This is a genomic window from Micromonospora sp. RTP1Z1 (assembly GCF_033804685.1).
In the GTDB taxonomy this organism is placed as follows: Bacteria; Actinomycetota; Actinomycetes; order Mycobacteriales; family Micromonosporaceae; genus Micromonospora.
Genome location: NZ_JAPFQV010000017.1, coordinates 61,908 through 88,491, shown reverse-complemented (window position 1 = coordinate 88,491; position 26,584 = coordinate 61,908). Strand labels below are relative to the sequence as shown.

Below are 26,584 nucleotides of genomic sequence, written 5' to 3'. Positions count from 1 at the left end.
CCGTGCAGCGGGGGCTGGGGAATTTTGGGGGCCGCCAGCGGGTCGCGGGTCCGGGTCGACACCGGCACCCGGGCCGGCGCCCGCCGGGTCTTCGGCCGGGCCAGCACCGCCGCGCCGCTGGCGACCTCCGGCACCGGTGCGTAGCCGGCGTCACGCAGCGCGATCAGCATCCGCCCCACCTGGTACGGGGTGGAGAGCACCGTCGGGGCCAGCCGGCGGAACGCCAGCGGCTCCAGCCGCCGGTCGGCCAGCACCTCACTGAGCAGCGCCTCGTCGTCGCTGCGGACGTAGCCCCCGGCGGAGCCGACCCGCAGCCCGCCGTGCTTACGGGCCACGTCGTCCACCAGGTAGGTCAACCCCTGCGGCACCGGGGTCCGCGACCGGCGCCGGAACAGCGCGTGCAGGTCGTCGGCGGAGTAGCCGGCGTCCAGGGCGCGCCGGACGCTGGCCGTGGTGACCCGGTACACGCTGGCCCCGCCCGCCGACTCGCGCTCGGCCACCACCTCCAGCTCACCGGCGAGCGCCGGGTCGGGCGGGCCGGGCACCACCACGGTCAGGTCGGCCTGCACCAGGAAGTGGTCGATCGGGGCGGGGAGCAGGGCGTCCAGCGCCCGGACCGCGGTCGACGGCTCGCCCGACTCGGCGTCGGAGCGCAGCCCGAGCGGGTCGTCGGCGCCCCGCTCGTCGGCCTCGGCCACGTCGGCCAGCAGCAGCCGCCCGTACGAGGTGAGCGCGCCGAGCCCGGTCACGCCGAGCTGGGCCGCCTCGCTCAGTACCTCCCGGTGCGCGGCCTCCCGGCCCCGGGCGCGCCGGGGCGCCCGCCAGTCCAGCAGCTCCAGCACCTCGTCCGGGGTCGGCGCGGTCGCCGGTTCCAGGTCAGCCACCACCCCGAGCACGGTCCGGCGGGCGGCCGGCGCGCCGGCCCGTTCCGCCTCGGCGGAAAGCACCGAGATCGGCCGGTCCCGGTCGTCCCGCTGACCGACCAGGCCCACCTGCCGGGTCATGGTGAGCCAGGCCCGGGCCAGCTGCTCCCAGCGCTGCGCGAGCGAACCGGCCCGCCACACCTCGTATCCGCCGGTGGGCAGGACCTGCTGGTCGCCGCCGTACCGGGTGGTGGCGCTGCCGGTCAGGTCGAGTTCCCCGATCAGCCCGGCCGCGTACGCCACCTCGAACAGCAACGCGGTGGTCGGGTCGTCCAGGCCGAGTCCCCGGGCCAGCCGGCGCAGGTCACGGACGCCGATGCCGCCGGAGCGGAGCACCGGGGCCGGTTCGGCGGCGAGCGCCTCCAGCAGCGCCTCGGTGTGGCGTACCACCTCCATGGTCTGCCCGGCCCCGGCGGAGTCGACGGCCTTCGGCTCGCGCGGCGGGCTGGACACCCGGGGTGGGCTGGTGCGCAGCGGGCCGAGCGGACCGGTGTCCCGGCGCAGCAGCAGTCCCACCTCGCGGGGGAGTTCGACCGTGCCGGAGCCGCCCTTGCCGCCCGACACCCGCACGAGCAGTCGGTGGTCCACCAGCCAGCGCACCGGTGAGCCGGTCGGCGCGCCGCCGTTGGTGACGTCCGGGGGGAGGCTGTCCTCCGCGCCGACCGCGGGCGCCTGCAGCGCGCCCGGTGGCACGCTGCCGACCGGGGGCCCGGCGGCGAGCCGGTCGAGGATCGCCCGTGCGGAGGGGGGTGCGGCGAGCAGCGTCCGCCGCAGCTTCGCCGGGTCCGCGCAGAGAGCCGCCGTCCGCGGGTCCAGCTCCGCCGCGGGTCGGCCCAGCCCCGCCGGGTACGGGGAGACCTCGTCGACGCCGGCCACCACGTGCAGGTCGTGCTCCGGGCCGTACAGCAGGAAGAGCGCGCGGAGCTTGCTCACCGCGGCGCGTACGGCGGTCGGGGCGGGCGGGTGCGCGCCGGCGGTGGCCATCGCCAGGATCGCCTCGGCAGCGGTGCCGCCGGAGTCGGGATCGCGGGTGAGCCGGGCGGCGTCCAGGATCTGGAGGGTGAACTGGTCCAGCCCGTCGAGGGCGCGGGCCACGGAGACCCGGGACTGGGCGCGGATGGCCAGGGCGGAGACGTCGGCCGGCACCGGCACGACGAGGTCCGGCCGCAGTTGGAGCAGGGCGGCGAGGGATTCGTCGGGGAGCGTCCGCAGCTGGTCGGCGAGTGAGGTGGTCATCGTCGTTCCACGCTAGCCCGGCCGGGGGCCGTCCCGCCCGTCGGACGTCCGGCTCGCCGGGGTTGGGCGGGTACGTTCTCGACATGCCTCCTCTGATGGTCGGATTCGACCTCGACATGACCCTGGTCGACTCGCGTCCCGGCATCGCGGCGGCCTACCGGGCCCTGACCGCGCGGACCGGCGTGTACGTGGACGCCGACGCGGCGGTGTCCCGGCTGGGCCCGCCACTGCGTACCGAGATCGCCCGCTGGTTCCCGCCGGAGCGGGTGGCGGAGGCGGTGGTCGAGTACCGGAAGCTCTACCCGGCGTACGCGATCACGCCGACCCTGCCGATGCCCGGCGCGGAGGCGGCGATCGGGGCGGTGCACGCCCGCGGCGGCCGGGTCATGGTGGTGACCTCGAAGATCGGCCGGTTGGCGAAGCTGCACCTGGACCACCTGGGGCTGGCGGTCGACGAGTTGGCCGGGGACCTGTTCGCGGAGGAGAAGGCGACCGCGCTGCGGGAGCACGGGGCCACCCTCTACGTGGGGGACCACGTGGCGGACATGGCCGCGGCGGAGGCGGCGGGAATCCCGGGCGTGGGAGTGGCGACCGGGCCGTGTTCGCGGGCTGAGCTGGCGGCCGCCGGGGCGTACCTGGTGCTGAAGGATCTCACCGAATTCCCGGCGGCGCTGGACCGGATCATCGGGCTAGCCTTGGAGCAGTAGACGTCTCGAGCGAAGCAGGGGTTTCAGGTGCCGACGGGTCGAGTGAAGTGGTACGACACGGCCAAGGGATACGGGTTCGTCACCAGTGACGAGGGTGGCGACGTGTTCCTGCCCAAGGGTGCGCTACCGGCGGGCGTGAGCGACCTGCAGGGTGGTCAGCGGGTCGACTTCAGCGTGGTCGACAGCCGTCGGGGCGCTCAGGCGATGGGGGTCAAGCTGCTGGAGGCGCCGCCGTCCGTGGCGGAGCTGCGTCGCCGGCCGGCCGAGGAGCTGCACGGCCTGGTGGAGGACATGATCAAGGTGCTGGAGGCGAGGGTCCAGCCGGACCTGCGCCGGGGCCGCTACCCGGACCGGAAGGCCGCGCAGAAGATCGCTCAGCTGGTCCACGCGGTCGCCCGCGAGCTGGAGGTCTGAGGGACGAGCCCGGCGTCGGCGGCCCGGCCGAGCAGCGCCTCGACGGCGGCGAAGCCGGCCTCTCCCAGGTCGGCGGTGAACTCGTTGACGTAGAGGCCGATGTGCCGGTCCACCACGTCGGGCTCCATCTCCTGCGCGTGGGAGAGCACGTACTCCCGGCTGGCCTCCGGGTCGGCCCACGCCTGGCGTACCGACTCGCGGATCCAGGCGGCGGCCTCGACCGGGTCGACCGTGCCCTTGCGGGCCAGGATCGCGCCGAGCGGGATCGGCAGGCCGGTGTCGCCCTCCCACCACTCGCCGAGGTCGACCAGGGCGGTCAGCCCGTGCCGCGGGTAGGTGAACCGGGCCTCGTGGATCACCAGTCCGGCGTCGTACCGGCCGGCGGCGACGCCGGGCATGATCTCGTGGAACGGCACCACCACGACCCGCGCCGGCGGCCGCTCCGCCGACCAGAGCCGGAAGAGCAGGTACGCCGTGGTCCGCTCGCCGGGCACCGCCACCGTCGCGCCGGACAGGTCGGTCCGGTCGCCCCGGGTGAGCACGAGCGGGCCGCAGCCGCGGCCGAGCGCCCCGCCGCAGGGCAGCAGGTGGTAGTCGTCCAGCAGCCACGGCAGCGCCGCGTAACTCACCTTGACCAGGTCGAACGCCCCGCGTTCGGCGGCCGTGTTGGTGACGTCCACGTCGGCGTAGGTCACCTCGACCGGCGGGGCGCCGGGCACCCGCCCGTGCACCAGGGCATCGAAGACGAACGTGTCGTTGGGGCAGGGCGAGATCGCCAGTGAGAGCGCCACGCCCCCACGTTAGCCCCGCTCCCGTCCCGACCTCCCGCCCGGCCTCCGTCGGCCGGCACCTCCTGGGCAGACGCTACGAGACTGATGACATGAATGGATCAGGCAGTCGCCAGCCGGCAATCCATGGGCGGGCAAGGTGAGTCATCCATGTCATCAGCTTCGTAGTAGCTCCTCACCCCATCGTCGTCCCCAGCGTCTGCCGTTTTCCACAGGCTTTTCCACAGCTCCTCGATGAGTGTTGAAGACCGGGTGATGCGAGTCGGAGCATGGCGGTGTGAGGGAGTTCAAGCCACGGACCGACCTGGGTGTGACGCTCCGGGCGCTCCGCCGCCAGGCCGACCTGAGCCAGCGGCAGCTGGCGCAGCGGTCCGGAGTGCCGCAGGCGACGATTGCCCGGATCGAGTCGGGCCGGACGGCCGACCCGAGCTTCCGCGTCCTCGAACGGCTCGTGAGCGCAGTTGGCGGCCGCGTCATGATCTTCGCCGCCGGGGCCGCCGGGGCCGCCAGGGCGGGCCCGACAGGTGCCGACGAGGCCCGCTTGCTGCCGGCCGTGCCGCACGAGGAGCTGCGGGACGCGGCCGGCCGGCACTGCCCGGCCCACCTGGACGCCCGGGAGGTGCGCGAGCCGCGGGACTGGCCGGGCGCCTGGTGGGCGCAGTGGCACGACCTTCCCCCGCAGCGGTGGCCGGCGCCCCTGCCCGCCGTGACCTACGTTCAGGATCGGAGCGAGCGGGACCGGCGGCGGCGGGGCGAACGGGTCCGACGGGAGGTCCGGGTCCGGCGCTTCACGGGCGGCGGCCTCCCCGCGACCTCGTGGCGGTTCCTCGCCGAACTGCCCGACGGCGAGCTGGTGGGCGAACTGCGGGCGCACGAGCGCAGTGTCGACCTGCTGCTCGGGTACGACCTGGGTGACCGGCGGGAGCTCGTGCTCGACGGCGTCCTGGTCGCCCCCGAATGCCGTCTGCTGGGCATCGGGCGCCGGCTGGTGGAAGCGCTCCGCGCCGAGCTGGACCACGCCGGTGTCGCCACCGTCCACGCCGTCGCCGAGTTCGGCGGCGTCGGCTTCCTGAGGGCCTGCGGTTTCCAGGTCGAGTGGCACCGGCCTTCGGCGCTCCGGCTGGCCGGGCCGGTCAGCGCAGGGCGGCGGCCGCCGCGGTGAGGGCGGCGAAGGCCTCCTTCATCCGCCAGACTCCCCGGTCCCGCGGTCCGATCGGGTTCGACACCGTCCGCAGCTCGGCGAAGGGCAGGGCGGCCTGAGTGGCGGCGACGGCGACGCCGTACCCCTCCATGGCCTCGGCCACCGCGTCCGGGTGCCGGTCGGCCAGGGCCGCGGTGCTCGCGGCCGTGCCCGTCACCGTGCTGACCGTGAGCACCGCGCCGACCGTCGCCGCCGGCAGCGCCGTCCGCAGCGCCCCGAGCAGCCCGGGGTCGACGGGGACGGCTACACCGCCCCCCAGCAGCTCCGCCGGCATGCCCAGCTCGTCGACCGGGATGAACCCCTCCGGTGACTCGGCGCCCAGATCCGCCGCCACGCTGCGGGTCGCCAGCACGATCCCGCCGACCGCCACCCGCCCGGCGAAGCCGCCGGCGATGCCCGCGCTCACCACCGCCCGGTACGGCCGCCCGGCCGCCTCGGCCAGCGCGAGCAGCCGGGCGGTGGCGGCGCCGGCGACCGCCGGGCCCACCCCGACCGGGACGACCGTCACAGTGGGCTCCGTGAGACCCGCCCGGAGCGCCTCCGCCTCGGCCGGCACGGCCGTCACCACCAGCAGGCCGCTCACGCGACCGGTCCCCGGGGCTCCCGCCGGTTCTCCTCCTCGGCCCCGCCCGGCCCGCCGACCGAGGAGGAAGGGCGGTAGATGTGGTAGCCCGGCGGCGCGAGACCCTCGTCGTCGGCCGACGCCGGCGTCCTGCCATGGGAGGGGGCCGGCGAGGTCGGTGCGGGATCGGCGAACCCGGCCTGCGGGTCGTCGGTCCCGAGCGGCTCGGTCTGCTCGGTCTGCCCGGTCTGCCCGGTCTGCTCGGCGGCCAGCTCGTTGTCGCCGAGCGGCCGCCCGATCAGCCGATCATTGCGCAGCCGACCGGCGACCAGCAGGCCGCGCGCGGCCACCAGGGCCGCGACCCCGGCCGCCACGGCGACCCCGATCCGGCCGGTGAAGGGTACGAGCCCGAGGCCGCCGCCGGCCACGAAGGCGAGCATCAGCGCGGTCTCCGAGTGAGCGAACGAGCTGGCACGCAGCCGCTCCGGGATCCGCTCCTGGATCGACGCGTCGACCGCGAGCTTGGCGAGCCCGCTGAACAGGGCGGCCACCAGGCAGAGCAGCGCCACCATGGGCAGCGAGAACTTCAGTGCGGCGAGGACCGCGACGCCGGCCACGATGATCGTGCCGCTGGACTGGATCGCGGCCGGACGGTGGATGCGCAGGCGGGTGCCGACCGCGGTGGCCAGGAAGCTCCCCACGGCCAGCGCGCCGCCGACCAGGCCCAGCGCGCCCTGAGCGCCCAACGTGCGGCCGAAGAAGTCGGTGGTCAGGTCGCCCGCCTTGATGGCGAAGGCGAGGAAGAGCAGCAGGAAGCCGAACAGCCCGCGGAGAGCCGCCGCCCCGATCAGCGTGGCGATCACCAGCCGCCCGGCCGGTCGGCCCCGGCCCAGCGGCCGTTCCCCGTCCCGCCGGCGCAGCGCCCGCAGCGGCCGGGGCACCCGCTCCGGCGGCTCCGAGTCGGCGCGTGGCGGCAGACGCAGCGAGATCACCATGCCGACCAGGAAGATCACCGAGGCGACCCGGAGCGGCCACTGCGCCCCGAACCAGAACGCGGCCAGCCCGATCGGGGCGACCAGCGCCCCGGCCACCGTGCCGTAGACGCTGGCCCGGGCACCGACCTGGGACAGCCCGATCCCCTCCGGCAGCAGCCGGGGCACGGCCGCGGAACGGGCCACCCCGTACGCGCGGGAGAGGGCGAGCACGCCGAACGCGGCCGGGTACAGGCCGAAGCTGCCGATGTAGTCGGAGATCAACCAGGCGAGGAAGGCCCGGCCCAGCATGGTCGCCGCCAGGGCGTACCGCCGGCCGTGCCGGAAGTGGTCGAGCAGCGGCCCGACCACCGGGGCGAGCATGGCGAACGGCACCATCGTGACGAGCAGGTAGAGCGCGACCTTGTTGCGGGCCTCGCCGAGCGGCACCTCGAAGAAGATCGTCCCGGCCAGTCCGATCGCGATCAGGGTGTCCCCGGCGCAGGAGAGGGCGTGCAGGTCGAAGAGGCGGACCATGCCGACCTCGTTGCCGGCGCTGCGCGCCCGCGCCGACCCGGCCCGGCGGGTCATCCAGCGTCCGCCGCTGACCGAGCCGCGGACCAGCAGGCGGGTGGCGCGGATGCCCGTGCCGACGGTCCGCCCGAGGACGGACCGTCCGGAGCGGGAGGACAGCGGCATGTGCACCATCCTCGCCCATCTGATCCACGTGTGCCGCAGCACCCGGTGAGAACGACTCCGGGGAGTGCCTGTCGGTCGACCGCGGGCATAGGGAACAATGCGAGGGTGACCAGGCCCGTCTCCGCCCGTGCCGCCCGCCTCGACCAGGTCTGCGCCGCCGCCGTCGAGGTGGCCCGCGCCGGCATCACCGAGGTGGGTCCCGCCGACGTCGGCGACCACCTGCAGGCCGTCGCCGAGGGCGAGCGGTTCGTCACGCACTACTTCGAGTGCCGGCTGGCCGGCTACCGCGGCTGGCGCTGGGCGGTCACCGTCACCCGGGTGCCGCGCAGCCGCCACGTCACCGTCTGCGAGATCGTGCTGCTGCCCGGCCCCGACGCGCTGCGCGCCCCGGGCTGGCTGCCCTGGCAGGAGCGGCTCAAGCCGGGCGACCTGGGACCCGGCGACCTGCTGCCCACCCCGGCCGACGACGAGCGGCTGGCCCCGGGCTACCTGCTCTCCGACGACCCCGCGGTGGAGGAGACCGCCTGGGAGCTCGGCCTGGGCCGGGCCCGGGTGCTCTCCCGGGAGGGTCGCTCCGAGGCCGCCCAGCGCTGGTACGACGGCGACCACGGCCCCGCCGCCCCGATCTCGACGGCCGCGCCGGCCGCCGCCCGCTGCGGCACCTGCGGGTTCTACCTGCCGCTCGCCGGCGCGCTCCGGCAGGCCTTCGGCGCCTGCGGCAACTTCTACGCCCCGGACGACGGCCGGGTGGTGAGCGCCGACCACGGCTGCGGCGCCCACTCGGAGACGCTGGTGGAGGCGGCCGAGAACCCGGTCGACGAGCTGCCCACCATCTACGACGACAGCGCGGTCGAGGCGATGTCGGTCAGCCGGGCCCCGGGCTCGGTGGAGTCCGCCGAGCCGGCGGAGCCGTACGGCCACTCCTGAGCGTCAGTCCTGACGGGCCGCCGCCCGGCGGCGGCGCCGGTTGGCGTCGTGCCGCATCATCACCGCCAGACCGGGAAAGCCCCACAGGAATCCGGCCAGGCAGGTCCAGAGCCAGTTCTGGTGCCCGTGCTCGGTGAGCCAACCGCGGCAGAAGATCAGCAGGACGAGCCCGACCACCGCCCAGGCGACCAGGCCGGCGATGGCGATCGGCACCATCGGGGGGTCGAGCGGTTCGGGCCGCGGCGGTTGCTCTTCTGGCACGGGGAAAGGGTACGCGATCGACCTTTCCCGCCGGTCGGGTGATCTGGGACGACGCGCGCGACCGACGGTAGATCACCTGCGAGGACCTGATGGCCATTGCCCCGCCGGAGGGCGGCACCCCGCCCGATCCCACGCACCCCCGCGACGCGGTCGATCGGTTCTTCGAGATCTCCGCCCGGGGCTCGACGATGGGCCGCGAGGTACGCGGCGGCCTGGCCACCTTCTTCACGATGGCGTACATCGTGGTGCTCAACCCGCTCATCCTGGGCGGCGTGGCCGACGGTGACGGCCGGAAGCTCTCGATCCCCGCGCTGGCCGCCGCGACCGCGCTGGTCGCCGGCCTGATGACCATCCTGATGGGCGTCGTCGCGCGGTTTCCGTTGGCGCTCGCCGCCGGGCTCGGTGTGAACGCGCTGGTGGCGTTCGAGATCGCGCCGCGGATGACCTGGGCCGACGCGATGGGTCTGGTGGTGATCGAGGGTGTGCTCATCGGCATCCTCGTGCTCACCGGCCTGCGTACCGCGGTGTTCCGCTCGGTGCCGACCCAGCTGAAGACCGCGATCGGCGTGGGCATCGGGCTCTTCCTGACCATCATCGGTTTCGTCGACGCCGGCTTCGTCCGGCGGGTGCCGGACGTGGCGAAAACGACCGTGCCGGTCGGCCTGGGCATCGGGGGCAAACTCATCAGCTGGCCGACGCTGGTCTTCGTGATCGGCCTGCTGCTGACGCTGGTGCTGGTGGTGCGCCGGGTACGCGGCGCGATCCTGATCGGCATCCTGACCGCCACGGTGCTCGCCATCATCGTGGAGGCGATCGGTCACATCGGTCCGTCCGTCGTCAACGGCCGGCCCAACCCGAAGGGCTGGGCGTTGAACGTGCCGACGTTGCCGGAGAAGGTCGTCGACGTCCCGAACCTCTCGTTGCTCGGCAACTTCGACGTGCTGGGCAGCTGGAGCCGGGTCGGCTGGCTGGTCCCGCTGATGTTCGTCTTCACCCTGCTGATCACGGACTTCTTCGACACCATGGGCACGATGGTGGCCATCGGCCAGGAGGGGAACATGCTCGACGAGCGGGGGACCCCGCCGCGGGCGAAGGAGATCCTGCTGGTCGACTCGATCGCCGCGGCCGCGGGCGGCGCGGCCAGCGTCTCCAGCAACACGTCGTACATCGAGAGCGCCGCCGGTGTCGCGGAGGGCGCCCGGACCGGCGTGGCCAGCCTGGTCACCGGGGGCTTGTTCCTGCTGGCGATGTTCCTGGCGCCGCTGTCGGAGATCGTGCCGTTCGAGGCCGCCTCGACGGCGCTGGTGGTGGTCGGCTTCCTGATGATGACGGCGGTGCGGACCATCGACTGGACCGACTACGAGATCGCCATCCCGGCGTTCCTCACCATCGTGCTGATGCCGTTCACCTACTCGATCTCGAACGGCATCGGCGCCGGCGTCATCACCTACGTGCTGGTCAAACTGGCGCGGGGGAAGGCGCGGGAGATCCACCCCCTGCTGTACGGAGTGGCGGCGCTGTTCGTGCTGTACTTCCTGCGCGGGCCGATCGAGTCCGTTGTGCTGTAGCTCATGGAACCCCCTGGTGAGCATGGTCATAATCCATGTCGTTAGCCAGGCTCATTAGTTAAGCTAACGATTGTGACGGAGCGGACGGTGACGGCGAAACGCGTGCCACCGGCGCGGCTGGCCCCTCAGCTGCGTGATGCGATCACCCGGCTCAACCGGCGGGTCCGACAGGCCCGGCCGGTCGGCGACCTCACGGTCACCCAGCTCTCCGCGCTCACCAGCCTCAAGCTGGCGGGCGCGCTGACGCCGCGGGAACTGGCCGATGTCGAACGGGTGCAGCCGCCGACGATGACCAAGATCGTCGCGAAGTTGGAGGAGCGCGGCCTCGTGCAGCGCACCCCCCATCCGACCGACGGCCGACAGGTCATCCTGGCGCCGACCGAGGGGGGACGGGCCGTGCTCGACCAGTTCGAACGGGTCCGTGACGAGTGGCTGGCCAGCCGCCTGGCCGCGCTGACGGAGGACGAACGCGACACGCTGCGGCGGGCCGCCGAGATCCTCCAGCAGCTCGCTCGCGCCTGACTCGACCGCCCCACGGTCCGCGCCGTCCACGCTGGATGACGCGTACGACCACGAGGAGGCGCACCAAGAGTGCAGGCGAAGCTGAGCACGATGTTCCAGTCCCTACGAGTCCGTAACTACCGACTCTTCACCACCGGACAGCTGATCAAACTGATCGGCGTCTGGATGATGTTCATCGCCCAGGACTGGCTCGTCCTCGAGCTCTCCGACAACTCGGCCACCGCACTCGGCGTGGTCACCGCGCTCCAGTTCACCCCCGTGCTGCTGCTCACCCTGCTCTCCGGCCGCCTCGCCGACCGGTACGACAAGCGGCTGCTGCTCTTCGTCGCCAACGCGTTCTGGACCGTGCTGGCGCTGGGGATGAGCCTTCTGGTACTCACCGACCTGGTGCAGCTCTGGCACGTCTTCACGTTCGCCGCCCTGCTCGGCGTGGCCAACGCGGTGGAGACCCCGGTCCGGCAGGCCTTCGTCTCCGAGCTGGTCGGCATGCCGCTGCTGCCGAACGCGCTCTCGCTCAACGCGGCCACCTTCAACTCGGCGAGGATCATCGGCCCGGCCGTCGCCGGCCTGGCCATCGCCGCCTTCGACGTCGGCCCGGTCTTCCTCTTCACCGCGCTCAGCTCGATCGCCCCGCTGGTCAACGTGGTTCGGATGCGCCCGGCCGAGCTGCACCGCAAGGACCTCCCGCCGGTCGGCGAGCGCGACCAGGCGAAGGTGATCGACGGGCTGCGCTACGTCTCGCGCCGTGCCGACCTGCTGCTGCCGATGGCCCTGATGTCCGTGGTCGGCATGACCCTGTTCAACTTCCAGCTCACCCTCGCCGCGCTGGCCAAGACCGTCTTCAACACCGGCGCGGCCTCGTTCGGCCTGTTCAGCACCGCGCTCGCGGTCGGCGCGCTGGTCGGGGCGCTGGCCGGCACCGGGCGGCGCAGCCGCCCCTCGATCTGGCTGGTGCTCGGTGCGGCGATCGGCTGCGCCAGCTTCGGCACCCTGGTCGGGCTCGCCCCGGCGTACTGGCTGGTGGTGACGCTGCTGATGCCGACCGGCTTCTTCATGGTCTTCTTCGCCCAGGCCGCCAACCAGCGGGTCCAGCTCGGTGTCGACGCCGCCTTCCGCGGCCGGGTCATGGCGCTCTGGGTGCTGGTGTTCCTGGGCACCAACCCGGTGGGTGCGCCGGTGATCGGCTGGGTGGCCGAGACCTACGGCGCCGGGGCGAGCATCTGGATCGGCGGCCTGATCTCGCTGGCCGCGGCCCTGGTCGCGCTCGCCTGGCAGCTGCGCCACTCCGGTGCCCGGCTCCGGATGCGGGTGCTGCCCATGCCGCGCTTCTACGTGGTGTCGCCCACTGCCGAGTGACGCCGGCGATCGCCCTGAAAAGACCGGTTCCCGGCGCGGGGGCCGGTCTTTCCGCATCATTCGCGTCCGGATACCGGCAATCGGGTGGCGGGCGGTCACACCGGGGGCTTAGCGTCGATGTGTGGGAGTCGGGCGGGGTCTGCTGCTGATGCTGGCGATTCTCGCCGTCTGCTGCCTGCCCGCCGCCTTCGCGCTGCTCTTCTGCGCCGACGAGATCATCGACCGGGTGGCCTGCCGGTGGGCCGAGTGGCGGGACCAGCGTCGTGAACGACGCACCATCGCCAAGTTGGACCGCGCCATCGAGGCGGACGCGCTCACCCGCGACATCGACCTGACCGAGTTCGACCGGGACGGCCGGCGCCCGTTGGAACAGATCGCCGCCGACCTGCGCCGCCTCGGTGGGCACCGGCTCGCCGCCGCCGGCCGCTCGGTGGTCTGGCACGGCGCGGTCATCGACGCGTACGACGAGCGCCTGCGGGCCGCCTGCCGGGCGCTGGGCATCCCCGAACACCTGGCCGAGCTGGAGGGCGTGGACCGGGAGATCGAACGGGTCCGGGTGGAGGGCCTGCTGCACGCCGCCGGGGTCGCCCTGCCCACCGCCCGCGCCGGGCACCGCCAGCGGCACCGCTGAACGGGCTCCCGGTGCGGCTCTTCGTTGCGATCTGTCCGTCCCGGCCGGCGGTCGACGACCTGACCGCCCGGGTGGCCCGGCTCCGGGTGGGCGTCGCCTCCGCCGCCGGCACCAACGTCCGGCTGGCGGACCCGGCCCATTCCCACCTCACCCTCGCCTTTCTCGGCGACGTCGAGGAAGGTCGGCTGGTCGAGGCGGAGAGCGCGCTCGGCCTGGCCGCCGAGACGTTCCGGAACGGGCGGGACAGCTCCCCCCGGCTGCGCCTCGGCGGCGGGGGCAGCTTCGGGCGGGGCCGGTTCACCGTGCTCTGGGTGGACGTCCGGGGTGACGTCGAGGCGCTGGCGACGCTGGCCCGGCTGGTCCGGTTCGGGCTGCGTCGGGCCGGGCTGCCGCACGACGAGAAGCCGTTCCGCGCGCACCTCACCATCGCCCGCCCCGGCGACCGGATCGACCGTGCCGACGTGCTCGCCGACCGGGAGACCCTGGCCGGCTACCTGGGACCGGAGTGGCCGGCGACCGAGCTGATCCTGGTCCGCAGCCACCCGGGCCCCCGCCCGACGTACGACCGCCTCGCCGCCTGGCCCCTCTGACCTCCCCTAAGGAGGGACGGGGGTGTTACCAGGCCCAGGCCTCGGGGCCGGGGCCGCCGTTGCCGAGCGGGGGGAAGAGTTCGTCGAGGCGCTTCAGCGTTCCCTCGTCAAGGTCGACCTCGAGGGCGCCGAGGGTGCAGTCGAGTTGGTCGAGCGTGCGCGGACCGATGATCGGGGCGGTCACCCCGGGGCGGGAGAGCAGCCAGGCCAGCGCCACGTCCGCCGGGTCGTGGCCCAGGTCCGCGCAAAGCTTCTCGTACGCCTCAACGGTGGGCCGGTGCTCGGCGAGCGCGTCGCCGGCGCGGCCGCTGGTGCCGCGCGCGGCACCGCCCTCCGCCATCTTCCGCAGCACCCCGGCGAGCAGCCCGCCGTGCAGCGGCGACCAGGGGATGATGCCCAGCCCATGGTGCTGGGCGGCGGGGACCACCTCCAGCTCGACGTGCCGGGTCATCAGGTTGTAGATGCACTGCTCGGAGACGAGGCCGAGGAAGTTGCGCCGGCCCGCCGCCGCCTGCGCCTGGGCGATGTGCCAGCCGGCGAAGTTGGACGATCCGACGTAGATGACCTTGCCCTGGGCGACCAGGGTCTCCATCGCCTGCCAGATCTCCTCCCACGGCGTGGTGCGGGAGATGTGGTGCATCTGGTACAGGTCGATGGTGTCGGCCTGCAACCGGCGCAGTGACTCCTCGCAGGCCCGGATGATGTGCCGGGCGGAGAGGCCCTGGTCGTTGGGCCAGTCGCTCATCTTGCCGTAGACCTTGGTGGCCAGGACGACCTTGTCGCGGCGTCCGCCGCCCTGGGCCAACCAGCGGCCGATGATCTGCTCGGTGAGGCCCTCACCGAGCTGCCAGCCGTAGACGTTCGCGGTGTCGAAGAAGTTGATTCCGTGTTCCAGCGCCCGGTCCATGATGGCGAAGCTGTCCGGCTCGGTGGTCTGCGGCCCGAAGTTCATGGTGCCGAGGCAGAGCCGGCTCACCGAAAGACCGGTGCGTCCCAGGTTCGTGTACTCCATGGGTCCACCCTGGCACGCGCGCACTTCGAGTGCATCGCGTTACCAGGGTGCCCGATGGATCAGGAGGACTCGCGGGCCGCCGGGCCGGTGCCGAACAGGACGTCGTCCCAGCTCGGGAGCCGCTTGCGCGGCTTGCCGTTGGCGTCCGTCGACTCGCCGCCACCGGCGGCCGCCGCGCCGCCCGTCCGGCGCGGCCGGAGCACCGCCAGCGACGGCACGGCCGGGATCTCCTTCGGCGCGTCCGAGTCGTCGTCGAACGCCGAGCCCTGACCGCCGCCGAGCAGGGCCGCGGCGCCACCGCCGACTGCCCGCTGCCGGGGTGCGTCCTGGGCGGCCGGCGAACGCGGGTCGAGCCCGCGCCCGGAGGTCGAGCCGAGCGGCCGGTCCAGCGAGGCGAGCAGCGCGTCCCGCCCGGCCCGGATCGGGTCGCGACCCGGACGGGCGTGCTCGCCCGCCGACGGCAGGCCGTGGCCGCCCCGGCTGGGCTCGCCGCGCGACGGGCCGGGCAGCGTGTGGCCGCCCCGCTCCGGCGCCGGCTCCTGGCCGAGGATCGGCGTGGGTCGCTCGGCGCACAGGTACTGCGCCATGTCGTCGTGCGGCGTGACGTTCTGCCGGAGCTTGTCGAGATCCCAGACCGCCTGCGCGGTGGCCTTGCCCGACGGCCAGGTGGCGATGATCCGCCAGGTGCCGTCGTCGCGGCGGTACGCGTCCCAGGAGATCTTCTCGGTGTCGATCCCGTGCTGGGCCAACCGGCCGTTGACCACCTCGGTCAGCGGGGTGGGCTTCTCCGCGCCCTTGAGCCGGGTGCGCCGGGCGTGCTGGGCGAGCATGGCCCGCTCCTGGAGCACCGGGCCGGCGTAGCGCAGGACGCGGTCGACCGGTACGCCGGCGATCCGGGCGACGTCCTCGGCGGACTCGCCGGAGCGGATCTTGGCCTGGATGTCCCGGGGGGACAGCGACGGCATCGGGTCGGCGGCGGTCGGCACCACCGCGAGGGGGGTCGCACCGGGCTCGGTGTGCAGCACCGTGGCGACGCGTTCGTCGATGGGGAGGGCGAGCAGGCGACCGACCTCGTCGGCCAGCACCAGAGCCTGGCCGTCCTCGGAGATGGCGACGAAGCGTACTGGGCGCATGGCGTTGCCTCCGTCCCGCTTCCCTGGCCGTCACGCCACGAGCCGGCCACCCGGGCGTCTCGCACCACCGTACGCTCATCGACCCGCAGGTGGGGGATGCGACACTCGGCATGTCGCGACTGAGCTGGGGCGATGATCACGGTGGGTGGCCGCCGAAGGCCCGACGACCACCCACCGTGACGGCTTGTTAGAGCCGTTCCACCACGTAGTCGATGGAGGCGGTCAGCGCCTCCACATCGGCCGGTTCGACGGCCGGGAAGAGCGCGATCCGGAGCTGGTTGCGGCCCAGCTTCCGGTACGGCTCGGTGTCCACGATGCCGTTGGCGCGCAGCGCCCTGGCGATCGCCGCGGCGTCCACCCCGTCGGCGAAGTCGATGGTGGCGACCACCTTGGAGCGCAGCGCCGGGTCGGCCACGAACGGGGTGGCCACGGCCGAACGCTCGGCCCAGCCGTACACGATGCCGGCGCTCTCGGCGGTCCGCTTGGCCGCCCAGGAGAGACCGCCCTGCGAGTTCATCCAGTCGGTCTGCTCGGCCGCCAGGAAGATGGTGGCCAGCGCGGGCGTGTTGTACGTCTGCTCCAGCCGCGAGTTGTCGATCGCGGTGACCAGGTCGAGGAAGGCCGGGATGTAGCGGCCCGACCCCTTGATCTCACCGGCCCGCTCCAGCGCGGCCGGCGACATCAGGGCCAGCCAGAGGCCGCCGTCCGAGCCGAAGCACTTCTGCGGGGCGAAGTAGTAGACGTCGGTGTCGCCGACGTTGACCTCGAGGCCGCCGGCGCCGGAGGTGGCGTCGACCAGCAGCAGCGAGCCCTCGTCGGCGCCCGCCACCCGGCCGATCGGCACCGCCACGCCGGTGGAGGTCTCGTTGTGCGGGGTGGCGTAGACGTCCACCCCCGCCTCGGCGACCAGGGTCGGCGCGGTGCCCGGCTCGGCCTTGCGGACGGTCGGCTCGCCCAGGAACGGGGCATCCTTGACCGACTTGGCGAACTTGGCGCCGAACTCGCCGAAGCTGGCGAACTGGGCCCGGTCCCGGACCAGACCGAAGGCGGCGACCTCCCAGAAGGCGGTGGTGCCGCCGTTGCCGATCACCACCTCGTACCCCTCGGGCAGGGAGAAGAACTCGGCGATGCCCCGGCGCAGCCGGGCCACCTGGTCGCGGACGGTCTTCTGCCGGTGCGACGTGCCCAGGTAGCTGGTGGCCACGTCGGCAAGTGCGGACACCGCCGCTGGACGGACCTTGGACGGCCCGCAGCCGAACCGCCCGTCGGCGGGCTTGAGGTCGTCGGGAATCCGGATGGTCGGTGCGTCAGCCACGGTGGTCGAGATCCTTCCGCAAGGGCGAGAGCGGGCCCGGCGACACTGCCGGCCTTCATCCTCGCACCCGGGGTGGGTCACCCGGCGGCTTGTCCCATCCGGCGGGGTGAGGCATCCGCCACAGGACGGGCGAGGGGCCCCGTCCACGTGGACGGGGCCCCTCGGCGGGTACGCGGCTCAGGCGCCGTGCGGGATGGCGTCCCAGCCCTCGACCTGCTGCGGCTTGCGGCTGCCCGGGCCGACGTAGCGGGCCGACGGGCGGACCAGGCGCTGGAGGTGCTTCTGCTCCAGGATGTGCGCGGACCAGCCGCCCATTCGGGCGCAGGTGAACATCGAGGTGAACATGTGCGCCGGCACCTCGGCGAAGTCCAGCACGACGGCCGACCAGAACTCGACGTTGGTGGCGAGCACCCGGTCCGGGCGGCGGGCCTGGAGCTCGGCCAGGGCGGCCTTCTCCAGCGCCTCGGCGACCTCGAAGCGCGGCGCGCCCAGCTCCTTGGCGGTGCGCCGCAGCACGCGGGCGCGCGGGTCCTCGGCCCGGTAGACCCGGTGGCCGAAGCCCATCAGCCGCTCGCCGCGGTCCAGGACGCCCTTGACGTACCCCTCGGCGTCGCCGCTGCGCTCGACGGCCTCCAGCATGGTGAGCACCCGGGACGGCGCGCCGCCGTGCAGCGGGCCCGAGAGGGCCCCGATGCCGGAGGAGATGCAGGCCGCGGCGTCGGCGCCGGTGGAGGCGACGATCCGGGCGGTGAACGTGGAGGCGTTCAGGCCGTGCTCGGCGGCCGAGATGAAGTACGCGTCGACGGCCTTGACGTGCCGCGGGTCGGGCTCACCCCGCCAGCGCTTCATGAACCGCTCGACGATCGTCCCCGCCTTGTCGATCTCCTTCTGCGGCACCGCCGGCAGGCCCAGGCCGCGGGCGGACTGGGCGACGAAGGAGAGCGCGGTCACCGACACCCGGGCGAGATCCTCGCGGGCCTGCTCGTCGGAGATGTCCAGCAGCTGGCTGAGCCCCCAGTACGGGGCGAGCATGGCGACGGCGGACTGCACGTCGACCCGGATGTCGCCGGAGTGCACCGGCACCGGGAACGGCTCGGCGGGTGGCAGGCCCGGGCCGAAGCGCCCGTCGACCAGCAGCGCCCAGACGTTGCCGAAGGAGACCTGACCGATCAGATCCTCGATGTCGACGCCGCGATAGCGCAGCGCGCCGCCCGCGCGGTCCGGTTCGGCGATCTCGGTCTCGAAGGCGACTACGCCCTCCAGGCCCGGTTTGAAGTCGGACATGTCGTCTCCTGGCTTCCGGCTCGGTGCGCCCGAGCGGGCCCATCCGGCCCCGCACCTTAGGCGACCCTCAGGGATGGTGTTCGTGCCATCTTGCCTGCTGGGTAACCGAGTGCGCGACCCGCTGCGACTGTGCCGCACGTGACATCCCCGCCGGTGGACAAGCTCACGCCCTCGGCCAGACTGGGCGATGGGGTCTGGCCAGCGTCTCCGGGACGTGGGCGGCCCGGCGAGGGGGAAGAGGAACGTGACGGGCGACACAGTGGTCCCGGCGGCCATGCGTAACGAGTACGCCGCCGACCAGGGCCTTTCCGAGGCCGACCTGGCACCGGACTGGCACACCCAGTTCGGCCGCTGGTTCGCCGACGCGGTCGCGTTCCCGCTCCCCGAACCGAACGCGATGGTCGTCGCCACCGCCGACGCCGCCGGGCGCCCCAGCGGTCGCACCGTCCTGCTGAAGGGGTACGACCCGGAGGGCTTCGTCTTCTACACCAACTACGACTCCCGCAAGGGCGTCGAGGCGACCGCCAACCCGTGGGTCAGCCTGGTCTTCCCGTGGTTCCCGATGCAGCGCCAGGTGGTCGTCACCGGGCAGGTGGCACGGGTCGACCGGGCGGAGACCGAGGCGTATTTCGCCAGCCGGCCGCGCGGCTCGCAGCTCGGGGCGTGGGCGAGCGCTCAGTCCCGGGTGGTCCCCGACCGGGCGGCGCTGGACGACGCGTACGAGGCGGTGGCCGAGCGGTTCGCCGAGGTCGAGCGGATCCCGGCGCCACCGCACTGGGGTGGGCTGCGGGTCCGCCCCGGGTCGGTCGAGTTCTGGCAGGGGCGGGGCAGCCGGCTGCACGACCGGCTGCGGTTCCGGCGTACCGACGGCGGCGACTGGATCATCGAGCGGCTGGCGCCGTGACCGGGGTCAAGGAGGCCCGGCCGCGCGGGGCGCGCCGCTGGGCGATCGACCTGCGCCCGTTGCGGGTGCCCGCGTACCGGCGGGTCTGGCTCGGCGGCAGCATCGCCATGCTCGGCTTCCAGTTCACGGCGGTGGCGGTGCCGGTGCAGATGTACACGCTGACCCGGGACTCGTTCTGGGTCGGACTGCTCGGGGTGGCCGGGTTCCTGCCCCTGCTGGTGTTCGGGCTCTGGGGTGGCGCGGCCGCCGACGCCCGCGACCGGCGCGCCGTGCTGCTCGTCAGCCAGGCGGTGCTCTGGGCGTCGATGGTGGCGCTGCTGCTCCAGGCCGTGTTCCGGGTGGGCAGCCCGGTGCTGCTGCTGGCCCTGGTGGCGCTGCAGTCGGCGGGGTTCGCGATCAGCGGGGCGGCCCGCACCGCGAGCATCCCCCGGCTCGTGCCGGCGGAGCTGGTGCCCGCCGCCAGCACGCTGAACTTCACCACCTACACCGCCGCGTCGGTCGTCGGCCCGCTCGTCGCCGGGCTGATCTTCGCGACCTGGGCGACCGGCGTCGCGCTGCCGATCGCGTACGGCCTGGACATGCTCCTCTTCACCGCCGCAGTCTGGGCGACGGTCCGGATGCCGGCCCTGCCGCCCGAGCCGGACCCGGACGGCGACGGCTCGCCCCGCCGGGCGGGACTGGCCAGCATCGTCGACGGGCTCCGCTACCTGAGCACCACGCCGGTGCTGCTGCTCTCCTTCGCCATCGACCTGATCGCGATGGTCCTGGCCATGCCCCGGGCGCTCTTCCCCGAGGTGGCGCTGGAGCGGTTCGGCAGCGGTGCGGCCGTCGGGTGGCTCTACAGCGCGATCGCCATCGGGTCGATGCTCGGCGGCCTCACCTCCGGCTGGATCGGGCGGCTGCGCCGGCAGGGACTGGTGCTGGTGCTGGCGGTGGTCGGCTGGGGCCTCGCCGTCGCGGCCGCCGGGTTGGCCGACCAGCTCTGGCTGATGGTGGTCCTGCTCGCGGTGGCCGGCGCGGCGGACCTGGTCAGCGCGGTGCTGCGGCAGTCGATGCTGCTGGTGTACGCGCCGGACCGGATGCGCGGCCGGCTCCAGGGCGTGAACACGGTGGTGATCGCCGGCGGTCCGCGCCTGGGCGACCTGCGGGCCGGCGGGGTGGCCGCCGGCTTCGGCACCGGCGTCGCCTGGGTCGGCGGCGGGCTCGCCTCGGCCGCCCTGGCGGTGCTGCTGGCGGTGGTCTTCCCGGCCCTGGTCCGGTACCGGGCCGCCGCCACGGCGGGCACCGACCGGGACTGATCCGGGCCGGCCCGGCGGCGCGGGTGTCCGCGCGGCGCGCCCCCGGGCATCGCCTCCCGTGGTCGGCCGGGCCGCGTCGACCCGCCGCCGGCTGGGACGACGGTCGCCGGGTCCAGCGCGGGCCGGGGCCGACCGACTAAGGTCGCCGGAATGGAGAATGCCGCGAACCGGTCACCGTCCGGTGCACAGTGGACCATTGCCGCCGGCGGCCACGAAGCGGTGATCGTCGAGGTGGGCGGTGGGCTGCGGGCGTACCGGCACGACGGGGTGGACTACGTCGACGGGTACGAGGCGGACGAGCTCTGCCCCGGCTCGGCCGGGCAGGTGCTGGCGCCCTGGCCGAACCGGGTCCGGGACGGGGCGTACACCTTCGGCGAGCGGTCGTTGCAGCTCGACGTCAGCGAGCCGGCCCGGCACAACGCCATGCACGGTCTGGTCAACTGGGTCTCCTGGCAGCTGGTCGAGCAGTCCGCGGAGGCGGTGACGGTCGGCTACGACCTGCCGCCGAGCCCGGGTTACCCGTGGCCGCTGCGGCTGCGTACCCGGTGGAGCGTGGGGCCGGACGGGCTGCGGGTGGAGCAGGAGGCCACCAACCTCGGCGGGGAGGCCTGCCCGTTCGGCTACTCCCTGCACCCCTACCTGCGGCTGCCCGGGGTCGCGGTGGACGAGCTGACGCTGCGGGTGCCGGGGCGGATTCGAGTGTTGTTGGACGGCCGGCTGCTGCCGATCGGCGCCACCGCGGTCGCCGGCACCGAGTACGACTTCACCGAGCCCCGCGCGATCGGCGCCGCGGTGCTGGACGTGGCCTTCGGCGACATCGTCCGGGACGACGACGGAGGCTCGGCGGTGACCCTCGCCGCGCCGGACGGCTCGGCCGCGGTGCACGTCTGGGCGGACCGGGAGTTCGGCTGGTGGCAGGTCTTCACCGGGGACACCCTCAGCGGGGAGCGGCACCGCCGTTCGGTCGCGGTCGAGCCGATGACCTGCCCGGCGGACGCGTTCCGCTCCGGCAAGGACGTCATCGTGCTGGCGCCCGGCCAGACCTGGCGGGGCGCCTGGGGCGTCCGGCCCGGCGCCTGAGCGGCGCGGGGGAGCGGCATGGAGTTCGCCGAGGTGGTCCGGCGTCGCCGGATGGTGCGCAACTACGACCCGGACCGTCCGGTCCCGCCCGACGTGGTGGACCGGCTGCTGGACCACGCGGTGCGGGCGCCGTCGGCCGGCTTCGCGCAGGGTTGGGGCTTCCTGGTGCTGGAGACGCCGGAGGACCGGGAACGGTTCTGGACGGCGGCCACCCCGGGCGGCGGCGGCCGGGAGCGCTGGCTGGCCGGGATGCGCCGGGCGCCGTTGATCGTGGTGCCGCACGCGAACCGGTCGGCGTACCTGGAGCGGTACGCCGAGTCGGACAAGGGCTGGGCGGACCGCTCGACCGAGCGCTGGCCGGTGCCCTACTGGTACGTCGACACCGGCTTCGCCGCCCTGCTGATGCTGCTCACCGCGGTGGACGAGGGGCTGGGCGCGTGCTTCTTCGGCATCCCGCCGGAGCGGCTCGACAGCTATCGGGAGGCGTTCGGGGTGCCCGAGGAGTACCAGCCGATCGGCGCGGTGACGGTGGGTTACCGGGCGGTCGACCACCGGTCGCCGTCGCTGCGCCGGGGCCGCCGCCCGGTCGGTGAGGTGGTTCGCCGGGGTCGGTGGAGTTGAGCCGATTCGTCCCGCCGAGCGACGGTACAGGTCGTAGCGAAACCGACATGAGGGAGCAAAACGCGGTGTGGCGAGGGCGGCTAGGCTGGCACGGACATCAGCGCCACGCCGCGCGGTGCCACGCCGTCGACCGGCGTGGTGCCGGGGGCGGGCCGGGCCAGGGGGAGGGGAGCGTGCCGTGATCTTCAGAGCGGTCCGGGACGGGCGTCCCTACCCGGAGCACAACCTCACGCTCAAGCAGTGGGCGGAGATCCCGCCGCGCCCGCTGCGGCTCGCCGAGCTCATCACCACCAAGCGGGAACTCGCGCTGGACAAGCTCCTCGCCGAGGACTCCACCTTCTACGGTGACCTCTTCCCGCACGTGGTGCAGTGGAACGGCGGCCTCTACCTGGAGGACGGCCTGCACCGCGCGCTGCGCGCGGCGCTCCAGCAGCGCAACCAGATCCACGCCCGGGTGCTGGTGCTCGGCGGCCAGCCCGAGTGACGCCCGCCTGACGAATCGTTAAGGTGACCTCCATGAGCCCTCTCGACCTGCTGGACGTCGACGCGTCGCTGGACGAGGAGGAGCGGCAGATCCGCGCCGTCGTGCGCCAGCTCGTCGACGACCGGGTACGCCCGCACGTCGCCGGCTGGTACGAGGACGGCCAGGTGCCCGCCCGCGAGCTGGCCCGGGAGTTCGGCAAGCTCGGCCTGCTCGGCATGCACCTGACCGGGTACGGCTGCGCCGGTGCCTCCGCGGTCGCGTACGGGCTGGCCTGCCTGGAGCTGGAGGCCGGCGACTCCGGCGTCCGCTCGCTGGTCTCGGTGCAGGGCTCGCTGGCCATGTACGCCATCTGGCGCTTCGGCAGCGAGGAGCAGAAGCAGCGGTGGCTCCCGGCGATGGCGGCCGGCGAGGCGATCGGCTGCTTCGGGCTGACCGAGCCGGACCACGGCTCCGACCCGGCGTCGATGGCCACCCGGGCCCGCCGGGACGGCGACGACTGGATCCTCAACGGCACCAAGATGTGGATCACCAACGCGCCGATCGCCGACGTCGCGGTGATCTGGGCGCGCACCGACGAGGGCGTGCGTGGTTTCGCCGTACCGATGGACACGCCCGGGGTGACGGCGCGGGAGATCCGCCGCAAGATGTCGCTGCGCGCGTCCCTGACCGGGGAGCTCACCCTCGACGACGTCCGGCTCCCGGCGGACGCCCGGCTGCCCGAGGCGATCGGGCTCAAGGCGCCGCTGAGCTGCCTGACCGAGGCCCGGCACGGCATCGTCTGGGGCGCGCTCGGCGCGGCCCGCGACTGCCTGGAGACGGCCCTGTCGTACGCGACCACCCGGACCCAGTTCGGCCGGCCGCTGGCCGGCTTCCAGCTCACCCAGGCCAAGCTCGCCGACATGGCGGTCGAGTGGAACAAGGGCCTGCTGCTCGCGCTGCACCTGGGCCGGCTCGCCGACGCCGGGAGGCTGCGCCCTGAGCAGGTCAGCGTCGGCAAGCTCAACAACGTGCGGGAGGCGCTCGCAATCGCCCGGGAGTGCCGGACGATCCTCGGCGCCAACGGCGTCTCCGGCGAGTACCCGGTGATGCGGCACGCCAACAACCTGGAGAGCGTGCTGACCTACGAGGGCACCTCGGAGATCCACCAGCTGGTCATCGGGCAGCGGCTGACCGGGCTTTCCGCGTTCGCCTGACCTGCACCTTCGTCGTTCCGGGCCGCTCGACGAGCGGGTGTCGTACCGGGGAAGTACCGTCATCATCAGTCGATTTGTCTGACGAGGACGGTGAGGGCGATGGCCCGCGACGGTGACATCAACGAGCCCACCAGGGAGTTCCCCGGTTATCCGACCGGCGACTCGCTCCGGGCCCGCTCGGACGTCACACCCGAGCCAGCGCCCGGCGCTCCGACGTCGACCGGTGCACCTGCCCGCGGCCTGCTCTGGGTGCTCGGCGCGGCCGCGCTGGCGGTGGTGGTGCTGCTCGGCGTGCAGGCCACCGGGCTCCTGCCCGACTTCCGCAACCCGTTCGCCAAGGAGCAGACCGACCGCAGCCAGCCGCCGCTGCTGAAGTCGATCCGCGACCTCAGCCGGTACGTGGCCGCCGAGGGCAACTTCCAGGTGGTCGTGGACCTGCAGAACGACCGGCAGAACGTGCCGGAGTTCCTGCTCAACGAGCGGACGCTCTTCGTCGGGGCGGGCAGCGTCGAGGCGTACGTCGACTTCGCGAAGATCGCCGACGGGGCGGTGGTGGTATCCGCCGACGGGAAGTCGGTGGAGGTCAAGCTTCCCGCGCCGCAGCTCGGCGAGACCAACCTCGACCTGGAGAAGAGCTACGTCTTCGCCGAGCAGCGCGGCCTGCTCAACCGGCTGAACGAACTGGTGAAGGGCGACCCCAACCGGCAGCAGCAGGTGTACAAGCTGGCCGAGGACCGGATCACCGCCGCCGCCCGGGACAGCGGGCTGACCGCCCGCGCCCAGGAGAACACCCGCAAGATGCTGGAGGGGCTGCTCCGCTCCCTCGGCTACGAAAAGGTGACCGTCACCTACACCGCCCCCTGACCGCGTACGCCGACGCGCCCGCCACCGGCAACGGGGCGGGCGCGTCGCGTTCGGCCAAGGGGGATCAGTAGCGGGTGGCGGCGTGGCGGTCTTCGTTCGGCATCAGGATCCAGAGCACCAGGTAGACGATCACCTGGGTGCCGGGCAGCAGCAGCGACAGCAGGAACAGCAGCCGGATCATGCCGGCCGACATGCCGAACCGCTGCGCCAGGCCGGCGCAGACACCGGCGAGCATGCGCCCCTCACGGGGCCGGACCAGTTTGAGACTCATCGTCGTACTCCCACTCTGCGGCGATCCGCCGCGCTGCATTCAACTGTAGGAAGGGCCGCCCACCGCGCCCTCGGTCGCGAGGAGGATCGGCAGCCCCCGCACCCGTAGGTACTTACCCCGCCGGGTCCGCGCCGACGCGGGAGCGCATGGAGCGCCGCGCAAACGGGAGACGGGCCGTGACGGAGGGGAGACGGAATGGGGCGGAGGGTGGGCGGTGTGCCGGGTGGGGCGAGGGGCTGACCTGGGCGGGTAGGCTCGCCAGTCGGGCGCCCACACACCCGGGCACCCGCCAGCCGTCCCGGACCAGGGACGGCACGACCGGGCCGGACTCCGCACAACGGGGTGCGACGGCGAGGAAAGTGCAGCCATGATCAGTGTTTTCGACCTCTTCAGCGTCGGCATCGGGCCGTCCAGCTCGCACACCGTCGGGCCGATGCGGGCGGCCCGGACGTTCGTGACCGGGCTCAAGGCGGACGGGCTCCTCGCCGACACCGCGCGGGTGCAGGCCGAGTTGTTCGGCTCGCTCGGCGCGACCGGGCGCGGCCACGGCAGCGACCGGGCGGTGCTGCTCGGGCTGGAGGGCGAGGCGCCGGAGATGGTCGACACCGACGTCGTCGGGCCGCGGGTGGCCCAGATCCGGGCCGAGCGGCGGCTCAGCCTGCTCGGCGCCCAGGAGATCGACTTCGACCCCGACCGGGACCTGGTGCTGCACCGTCGCCGGTCGCTGCCGTACCACCCGAACGGAATGACCTTCGTCGCGTACGACCGGACGGGCGCGGAGCTGCGCGGCCGGACGTATTACTCGGTGGGCGGCGGGTTCGTGGTCGACGAGGCGGCGGCCGGGGCGGACCGGATCACGCCGGACACCACCCGGGTGCGGTACCCGTTCCTCACCGGCGCGGAGCTGCTGGCGGTCACCACCGCCAACGGCCTGTCGATCAGCGACGTGATGCTCGCCAACGAGCTGTCCTGGCGTACCGAGGGGGAGGTGCGGGCCGGGCTGCTGGAGATCTGGCGGGCGATGCGGGAGTGCGTGGAGCGCGGCTGTGAGCGGGACGGCATTCTGCCGGGCGGGCTGAAGGTGCGGCGCCGGGCCGCCGAGCTGCGCCGCAGCCTGGAGGCGGACGTCGACTCCACCGATCCGCTGCGGGTGATGGACTGGGTCACCCTCTTCGCCCTGGCGGTGAACGAGGAGAACGCGGCCGGCGGCCGGGTGGTCACCGCGCCGACCAACGGGGCGGCCGGGGTCATCCCGGCGGTGCTGCACTACTACACCCGGTTCGTGCCGGGCGCCTCCGACGACGGGGTGGTCCGTTTCCTGCTGGCCGCCGGCGCGATCGGGGTGCTGTTCAAGGAGAACGCGTCGATCTCCGGCGCCGAGGTCGGCTGCCAGGGCGAGGTGGGCTCGGCCTGCTCGATGGCGGCCGCCGGGCTCGCCGAGGCGCTGGGCGGCACCCCGGAGCAGGTGGAGAACGCGGCGGAGATCGGCATGGAGCACAATCTCGGGCTCACCTGCGACCCGGTCGGGGGCCTGGTGCAGATCCCCTGCATCGAGCGGAACGCGGTGGCTAGCATCAAGGCGATCACGGCCGCCCGGCTGGCGCTGCGCGGCGACGGGGTGCACGCCGTCTCGCTGGACAAGGTCATCAAGACCATGCGGGAGACGGGCGCCGACATGAAGGTGAAGTACAAGGAGACGGCGCGGGGCGGCCTGGCGGTGAACGTGATCGAGTGCTGAGCCCGGTGGGGTGACCCGCCCCGACCCGCCG

Annotated in this window: 27 protein-coding genes; 17 read left to right on the top strand and 10 right to left on the bottom strand. The window is 73.7% G+C overall.

Features of this window, described 5'->3' with window-relative positions; translation table 11 throughout:
* The coding region (locus SLP03_RS11715; protein ID WP_319460580.1) for a helicase-associated domain-containing protein at positions 1 to 2,159 on the bottom strand (2,159 nt) is incomplete at its 3' end.
* An 83-nt stretch (positions 2,160 to 2,242) separates the two neighbouring features.
* Between SLP03_RS11715 and SLP03_RS11710 the strand changes: the two genes are divergently transcribed.
* Together SLP03_RS11710 and SLP03_RS11705 are read left to right on the top strand one after the other, a co-directional pair.
* The gene (locus SLP03_RS11710; protein ID WP_319460579.1) at positions 2,243 to 2,866 is read left to right on the top strand and encodes an HAD family hydrolase; all 624 of its coding nucleotides are present in this window, start codon (positions 2,243 to 2,245) and stop codon (positions 2,864 to 2,866) included.
* A 27-nt stretch (positions 2,867 to 2,893) separates the two neighbouring features.
* Positions 2,894 to 3,280 carry a cold shock domain-containing protein gene (locus SLP03_RS11705; RefSeq protein WP_319460578.1) on the top strand — a complete coding sequence of 129 codons (387 nt, stop codon included), beginning with the start codon at positions 2,894 to 2,896 and terminating at the stop codon, positions 3,278 to 3,280.
* Here the strand turns inward: SLP03_RS11705 and SLP03_RS11700 are convergent.
* Entirely contained in the window at positions 3,241 to 4,071 is an 831-nt protein-coding gene (locus tag SLP03_RS11700; protein ID WP_319460577.1) for a 1,4-dihydroxy-6-naphthoate synthase, read from the bottom strand. The two genes, SLP03_RS11705 and SLP03_RS11700, sit on opposite strands and share 40 nt — an antisense overlap.
* A 274-nt stretch (positions 4,072 to 4,345) precedes the next feature.
* Between SLP03_RS11700 and SLP03_RS11695 the strand changes: the two genes are divergently transcribed.
* Entirely contained in the window at positions 4,346 to 5,230 is an 885-nt protein-coding gene (locus tag SLP03_RS11695; RefSeq protein ID WP_319460576.1) for a GNAT family N-acetyltransferase, read from the top strand.
* Here SLP03_RS11695 and SLP03_RS11690 read toward each other — a convergent pair.
* Positions 5,202 to 5,852 (bottom strand): futalosine hydrolase, encoded by a 651-nt coding sequence (locus SLP03_RS11690; protein WP_319460575.1) that lies wholly within the window; start codon positions 5,850 to 5,852, stop codon positions 5,202 to 5,204. The two genes, SLP03_RS11695 and SLP03_RS11690, sit on opposite strands and share 29 nt — an antisense overlap.
* On the bottom strand, positions 5,849 to 7,501 hold the full coding sequence (locus SLP03_RS11685; protein ID WP_319460574.1) for an MFS transporter: 1,653 nt from the start codon (positions 7,499 to 7,501) through the stop codon (positions 5,849 to 5,851). Before SLP03_RS11685 ends, SLP03_RS11690 begins: the two co-directional genes overlap by 4 nt.
* An 87-nt stretch (positions 7,502 to 7,588) precedes the next feature.
* Here SLP03_RS11685 and SLP03_RS11680 point away from each other — a divergent pair, with 87 nt between their 5' ends.
* Positions 7,589 to 8,428, top strand: coding sequence for a DUF3027 domain-containing protein (locus SLP03_RS11680; RefSeq protein WP_319460585.1), 840 nt, complete (start codon positions 7,589 to 7,591; stop codon positions 8,426 to 8,428).
* Between the two features lie 3 nt (positions 8,429 to 8,431).
* Here SLP03_RS11680 and SLP03_RS11675 read toward each other — a convergent pair whose 3' ends face one another.
* A complete protein-coding gene (locus SLP03_RS11675) occupies positions 8,432 to 8,689 on the bottom strand; it encodes a DUF2530 domain-containing protein (protein WP_319460573.1) in 258 nt (85 codons plus the stop codon).
* A gap of 89 nt (positions 8,690 to 8,778) precedes the next feature.
* On the opposite strand from SLP03_RS11675, the gene SLP03_RS11670 reads away from it, so the two are divergent.
* The 5 genes from SLP03_RS11670 (at position 8,779) to thpR (ending at position 13,356) form a co-directional block, all read left to right on the top strand.
* Positions 8,779 to 10,257, top strand: a complete 1,479-nt coding sequence (locus SLP03_RS11670; protein ID WP_319460572.1) for an NCS2 family permease — start codon at positions 8,779 to 8,781, stop codon at positions 10,255 to 10,257.
* 72 nt (positions 10,258 to 10,329) lie between these two features.
* Complete coding sequence (locus SLP03_RS11665) at positions 10,330 to 10,779, top strand: MarR family transcriptional regulator (protein ID WP_319460571.1); 450 nt, start codon at positions 10,330 to 10,332, stop codon at positions 10,777 to 10,779.
* 69 nt (positions 10,780 to 10,848) lie between these two features.
* A complete protein-coding gene (locus SLP03_RS11660) occupies positions 10,849 to 12,135 on the top strand; it encodes an MFS transporter (protein ID WP_319460570.1) in 1,287 nt (428 codons plus the stop codon).
* Positions 12,136 to 12,256: 121 nt separating this feature from the next.
* Entirely contained in the window at positions 12,257 to 12,766 is a 510-nt protein-coding gene (locus SLP03_RS11655; protein WP_319460569.1) for a hypothetical protein, read from the top strand.
* 11 nt (positions 12,767 to 12,777) lie between these two features.
* Entirely contained in the window at positions 12,778 to 13,356 is a 579-nt protein-coding gene (gene thpR / locus SLP03_RS11650; protein WP_319460568.1) for an RNA 2',3'-cyclic phosphodiesterase, read from the top strand.
* Positions 13,357 to 13,381: 25 nt separating this feature from the next.
* Here thpR and SLP03_RS11645 read toward each other — a convergent pair whose 3' ends face one another.
* The 4 genes from SLP03_RS11645 to SLP03_RS11630 all read right to left on the bottom strand — a co-directional run bounded on the left by SLP03_RS11645 (position 13,382) and on the right by SLP03_RS11630 (position 18,100).
* Positions 13,382 to 14,368, bottom strand: a complete 987-nt coding sequence (locus SLP03_RS11645; RefSeq protein ID WP_319460567.1) for an aldo/keto reductase — start codon at positions 14,366 to 14,368, stop codon at positions 13,382 to 13,384.
* Between the two features lie 59 nt (positions 14,369 to 14,427).
* A complete protein-coding gene (gene sepH / locus SLP03_RS11640; RefSeq protein ID WP_319460566.1) occupies positions 14,428 to 15,501 on the bottom strand; it encodes a septation protein SepH in 1,074 nt (357 codons plus the stop codon).
* A gap of 187 nt (positions 15,502 to 15,688) precedes the next feature.
* Positions 15,689 to 16,816, bottom strand: coding sequence for a phosphoserine transaminase (serC, locus tag SLP03_RS11635; protein WP_319460565.1), 1,128 nt, complete (start codon positions 16,814 to 16,816; stop codon positions 15,689 to 15,691).
* 177 nt (positions 16,817 to 16,993) lie between these two features.
* The gene (locus SLP03_RS11630) at positions 16,994 to 18,100 is read right to left on the bottom strand and encodes a citrate synthase 2 (RefSeq protein ID WP_319460564.1); all 1,107 of its coding nucleotides are present in this window, start codon (positions 18,098 to 18,100) and stop codon (positions 16,994 to 16,996) included.
* A 187-nt stretch (positions 18,101 to 18,287) separates the two neighbouring features.
* On the opposite strand from SLP03_RS11630, the gene pdxH reads away from it, so the two are divergent.
* From pdxH to SLP03_RS11595, 7 genes are all read left to right on the top strand, one after another.
* The gene (pdxH, locus tag SLP03_RS11625) at positions 18,288 to 19,004 is read left to right on the top strand and encodes a pyridoxamine 5'-phosphate oxidase (protein WP_319460563.1); all 717 of its coding nucleotides are present in this window, start codon (positions 18,288 to 18,290) and stop codon (positions 19,002 to 19,004) included.
* Positions 19,001 to 20,302 (top strand): MFS transporter, encoded by a 1,302-nt coding sequence (locus SLP03_RS11620; RefSeq protein WP_319460562.1) that lies wholly within the window; start codon positions 19,001 to 19,003, stop codon positions 20,300 to 20,302. The genes pdxH and SLP03_RS11620 overlap by 4 nt, the downstream gene beginning before the upstream one ends.
* Before the next feature lie 150 nt (positions 20,303 to 20,452).
* Positions 20,453 to 21,382, top strand: a complete 930-nt coding sequence (locus tag SLP03_RS11615; protein WP_319460561.1) for an aldose 1-epimerase family protein — start codon at positions 20,453 to 20,455, stop codon at positions 21,380 to 21,382.
* An 18-nt stretch (positions 21,383 to 21,400) separates the two neighbouring features.
* Positions 21,401 to 22,003, top strand: coding sequence for a nitroreductase family protein (locus tag SLP03_RS11610; protein ID WP_319460560.1), 603 nt, complete (start codon positions 21,401 to 21,403; stop codon positions 22,001 to 22,003).
* A 178-nt stretch (positions 22,004 to 22,181) separates the two neighbouring features.
* Positions 22,182 to 22,487, top strand: a complete 306-nt coding sequence (locus SLP03_RS11605; protein ID WP_319460559.1) for a type II toxin-antitoxin system VapB family antitoxin — start codon at positions 22,182 to 22,184, stop codon at positions 22,485 to 22,487.
* A gap of 32 nt (positions 22,488 to 22,519) precedes the next feature.
* The gene (locus SLP03_RS11600) at positions 22,520 to 23,680 is read left to right on the top strand and encodes an acyl-CoA dehydrogenase family protein (RefSeq protein ID WP_319460558.1); all 1,161 of its coding nucleotides are present in this window, start codon (positions 22,520 to 22,522) and stop codon (positions 23,678 to 23,680) included.
* Between the two features lie 99 nt (positions 23,681 to 23,779).
* On the top strand, positions 23,780 to 24,544 hold the full coding sequence (locus SLP03_RS11595; protein WP_319460557.1) for a DUF4230 domain-containing protein: 765 nt from the start codon (positions 23,780 to 23,782) through the stop codon (positions 24,542 to 24,544).
* A 64-nt stretch (positions 24,545 to 24,608) separates the two neighbouring features.
* On the opposite strand, the gene SLP03_RS11590 is transcribed toward SLP03_RS11595, so the two are convergent.
* Entirely contained in the window at positions 24,609 to 24,815 is a 207-nt protein-coding gene (locus tag SLP03_RS11590; protein ID WP_319460556.1) for a PspC domain-containing protein, read from the bottom strand.
* Positions 24,816 to 25,182: 367 nt separating this feature from the next.
* Here SLP03_RS11590 and SLP03_RS11585 point away from each other — a divergent pair, with 367 nt between their 5' ends.
* Positions 25,183 to 26,553 carry an L-serine ammonia-lyase gene (locus tag SLP03_RS11585; RefSeq protein WP_319460555.1) on the top strand — a complete coding sequence of 457 codons (1,371 nt, stop codon included), beginning with the start codon at positions 25,183 to 25,185 and terminating at the stop codon, positions 26,551 to 26,553.
* The last annotated feature ends 31 nt before the right edge of the window (positions 26,554 to 26,584 follow it).

Excerpts from the sequence above, each read along its gene's own strand:
- SLP03_RS11595 (WP_319460557.1), top strand. The coding sequence starts at position 23,780 with ATGGCCCGCGACGGTGACATCAACGAGCCCACCAGGGAGTTCCCCGGT.
- SLP03_RS11610 (WP_319460560.1), top strand. The coding sequence starts at position 21,401 with ATGGAGTTCGCCGAGGTGGTCCGGCGTCGCCGGATGGTGCGCAACTAC.
- SLP03_RS11710 (WP_319460579.1), top strand. The coding sequence starts at position 2,243 with ATGCCTCCTCTGATGGTCGGATTCGACCTCGACATGACCCTGGTCGAC.
- SLP03_RS11590 (WP_319460556.1), bottom strand. The coding sequence starts at position 24,815 with ATGAGTCTCAAACTGGTCCGGCCCCGTGAGGGGCGCATGCTCGCCGGT.
- SLP03_RS11670 (WP_319460572.1), top strand. The coding sequence starts at position 8,779 with ATGGCCATTGCCCCGCCGGAGGGCGGCACCCCGCCCGATCCCACGCAC.
- SLP03_RS11585 (WP_319460555.1), top strand. The coding sequence starts at position 25,183 with ATGATCAGTGTTTTCGACCTCTTCAGCGTCGGCATCGGGCCGTCCAGC.
- SLP03_RS11615 (WP_319460561.1), top strand. The coding sequence starts at position 20,453 with ATGGAGAATGCCGCGAACCGGTCACCGTCCGGTGCACAGTGGACCATT.
- SLP03_RS11685 (WP_319460574.1), bottom strand. The coding sequence starts at position 7,501 with ATGCCGCTGTCCTCCCGCTCCGGACGGTCCGTCCTCGGGCGGACCGTC.
- pdxH (WP_319460563.1), top strand. The coding sequence starts at position 18,288 with ATGGGGTCTGGCCAGCGTCTCCGGGACGTGGGCGGCCCGGCGAGGGGG.
- SLP03_RS11630 (WP_319460564.1), bottom strand. The coding sequence starts at position 18,100 with ATGTCCGACTTCAAACCGGGCCTGGAGGGCGTAGTCGCCTTCGAGACC.
- SLP03_RS11645 (WP_319460567.1), bottom strand. The coding sequence starts at position 14,368 with ATGGAGTACACGAACCTGGGACGCACCGGTCTTTCGGTGAGCCGGCTC.
- sepH (WP_319460566.1), bottom strand. The coding sequence starts at position 15,501 with ATGCGCCCAGTACGCTTCGTCGCCATCTCCGAGGACGGCCAGGCTCTG.
- SLP03_RS11600 (WP_319460558.1), top strand. The coding sequence starts at position 22,520 with ATGAGCCCTCTCGACCTGCTGGACGTCGACGCGTCGCTGGACGAGGAG.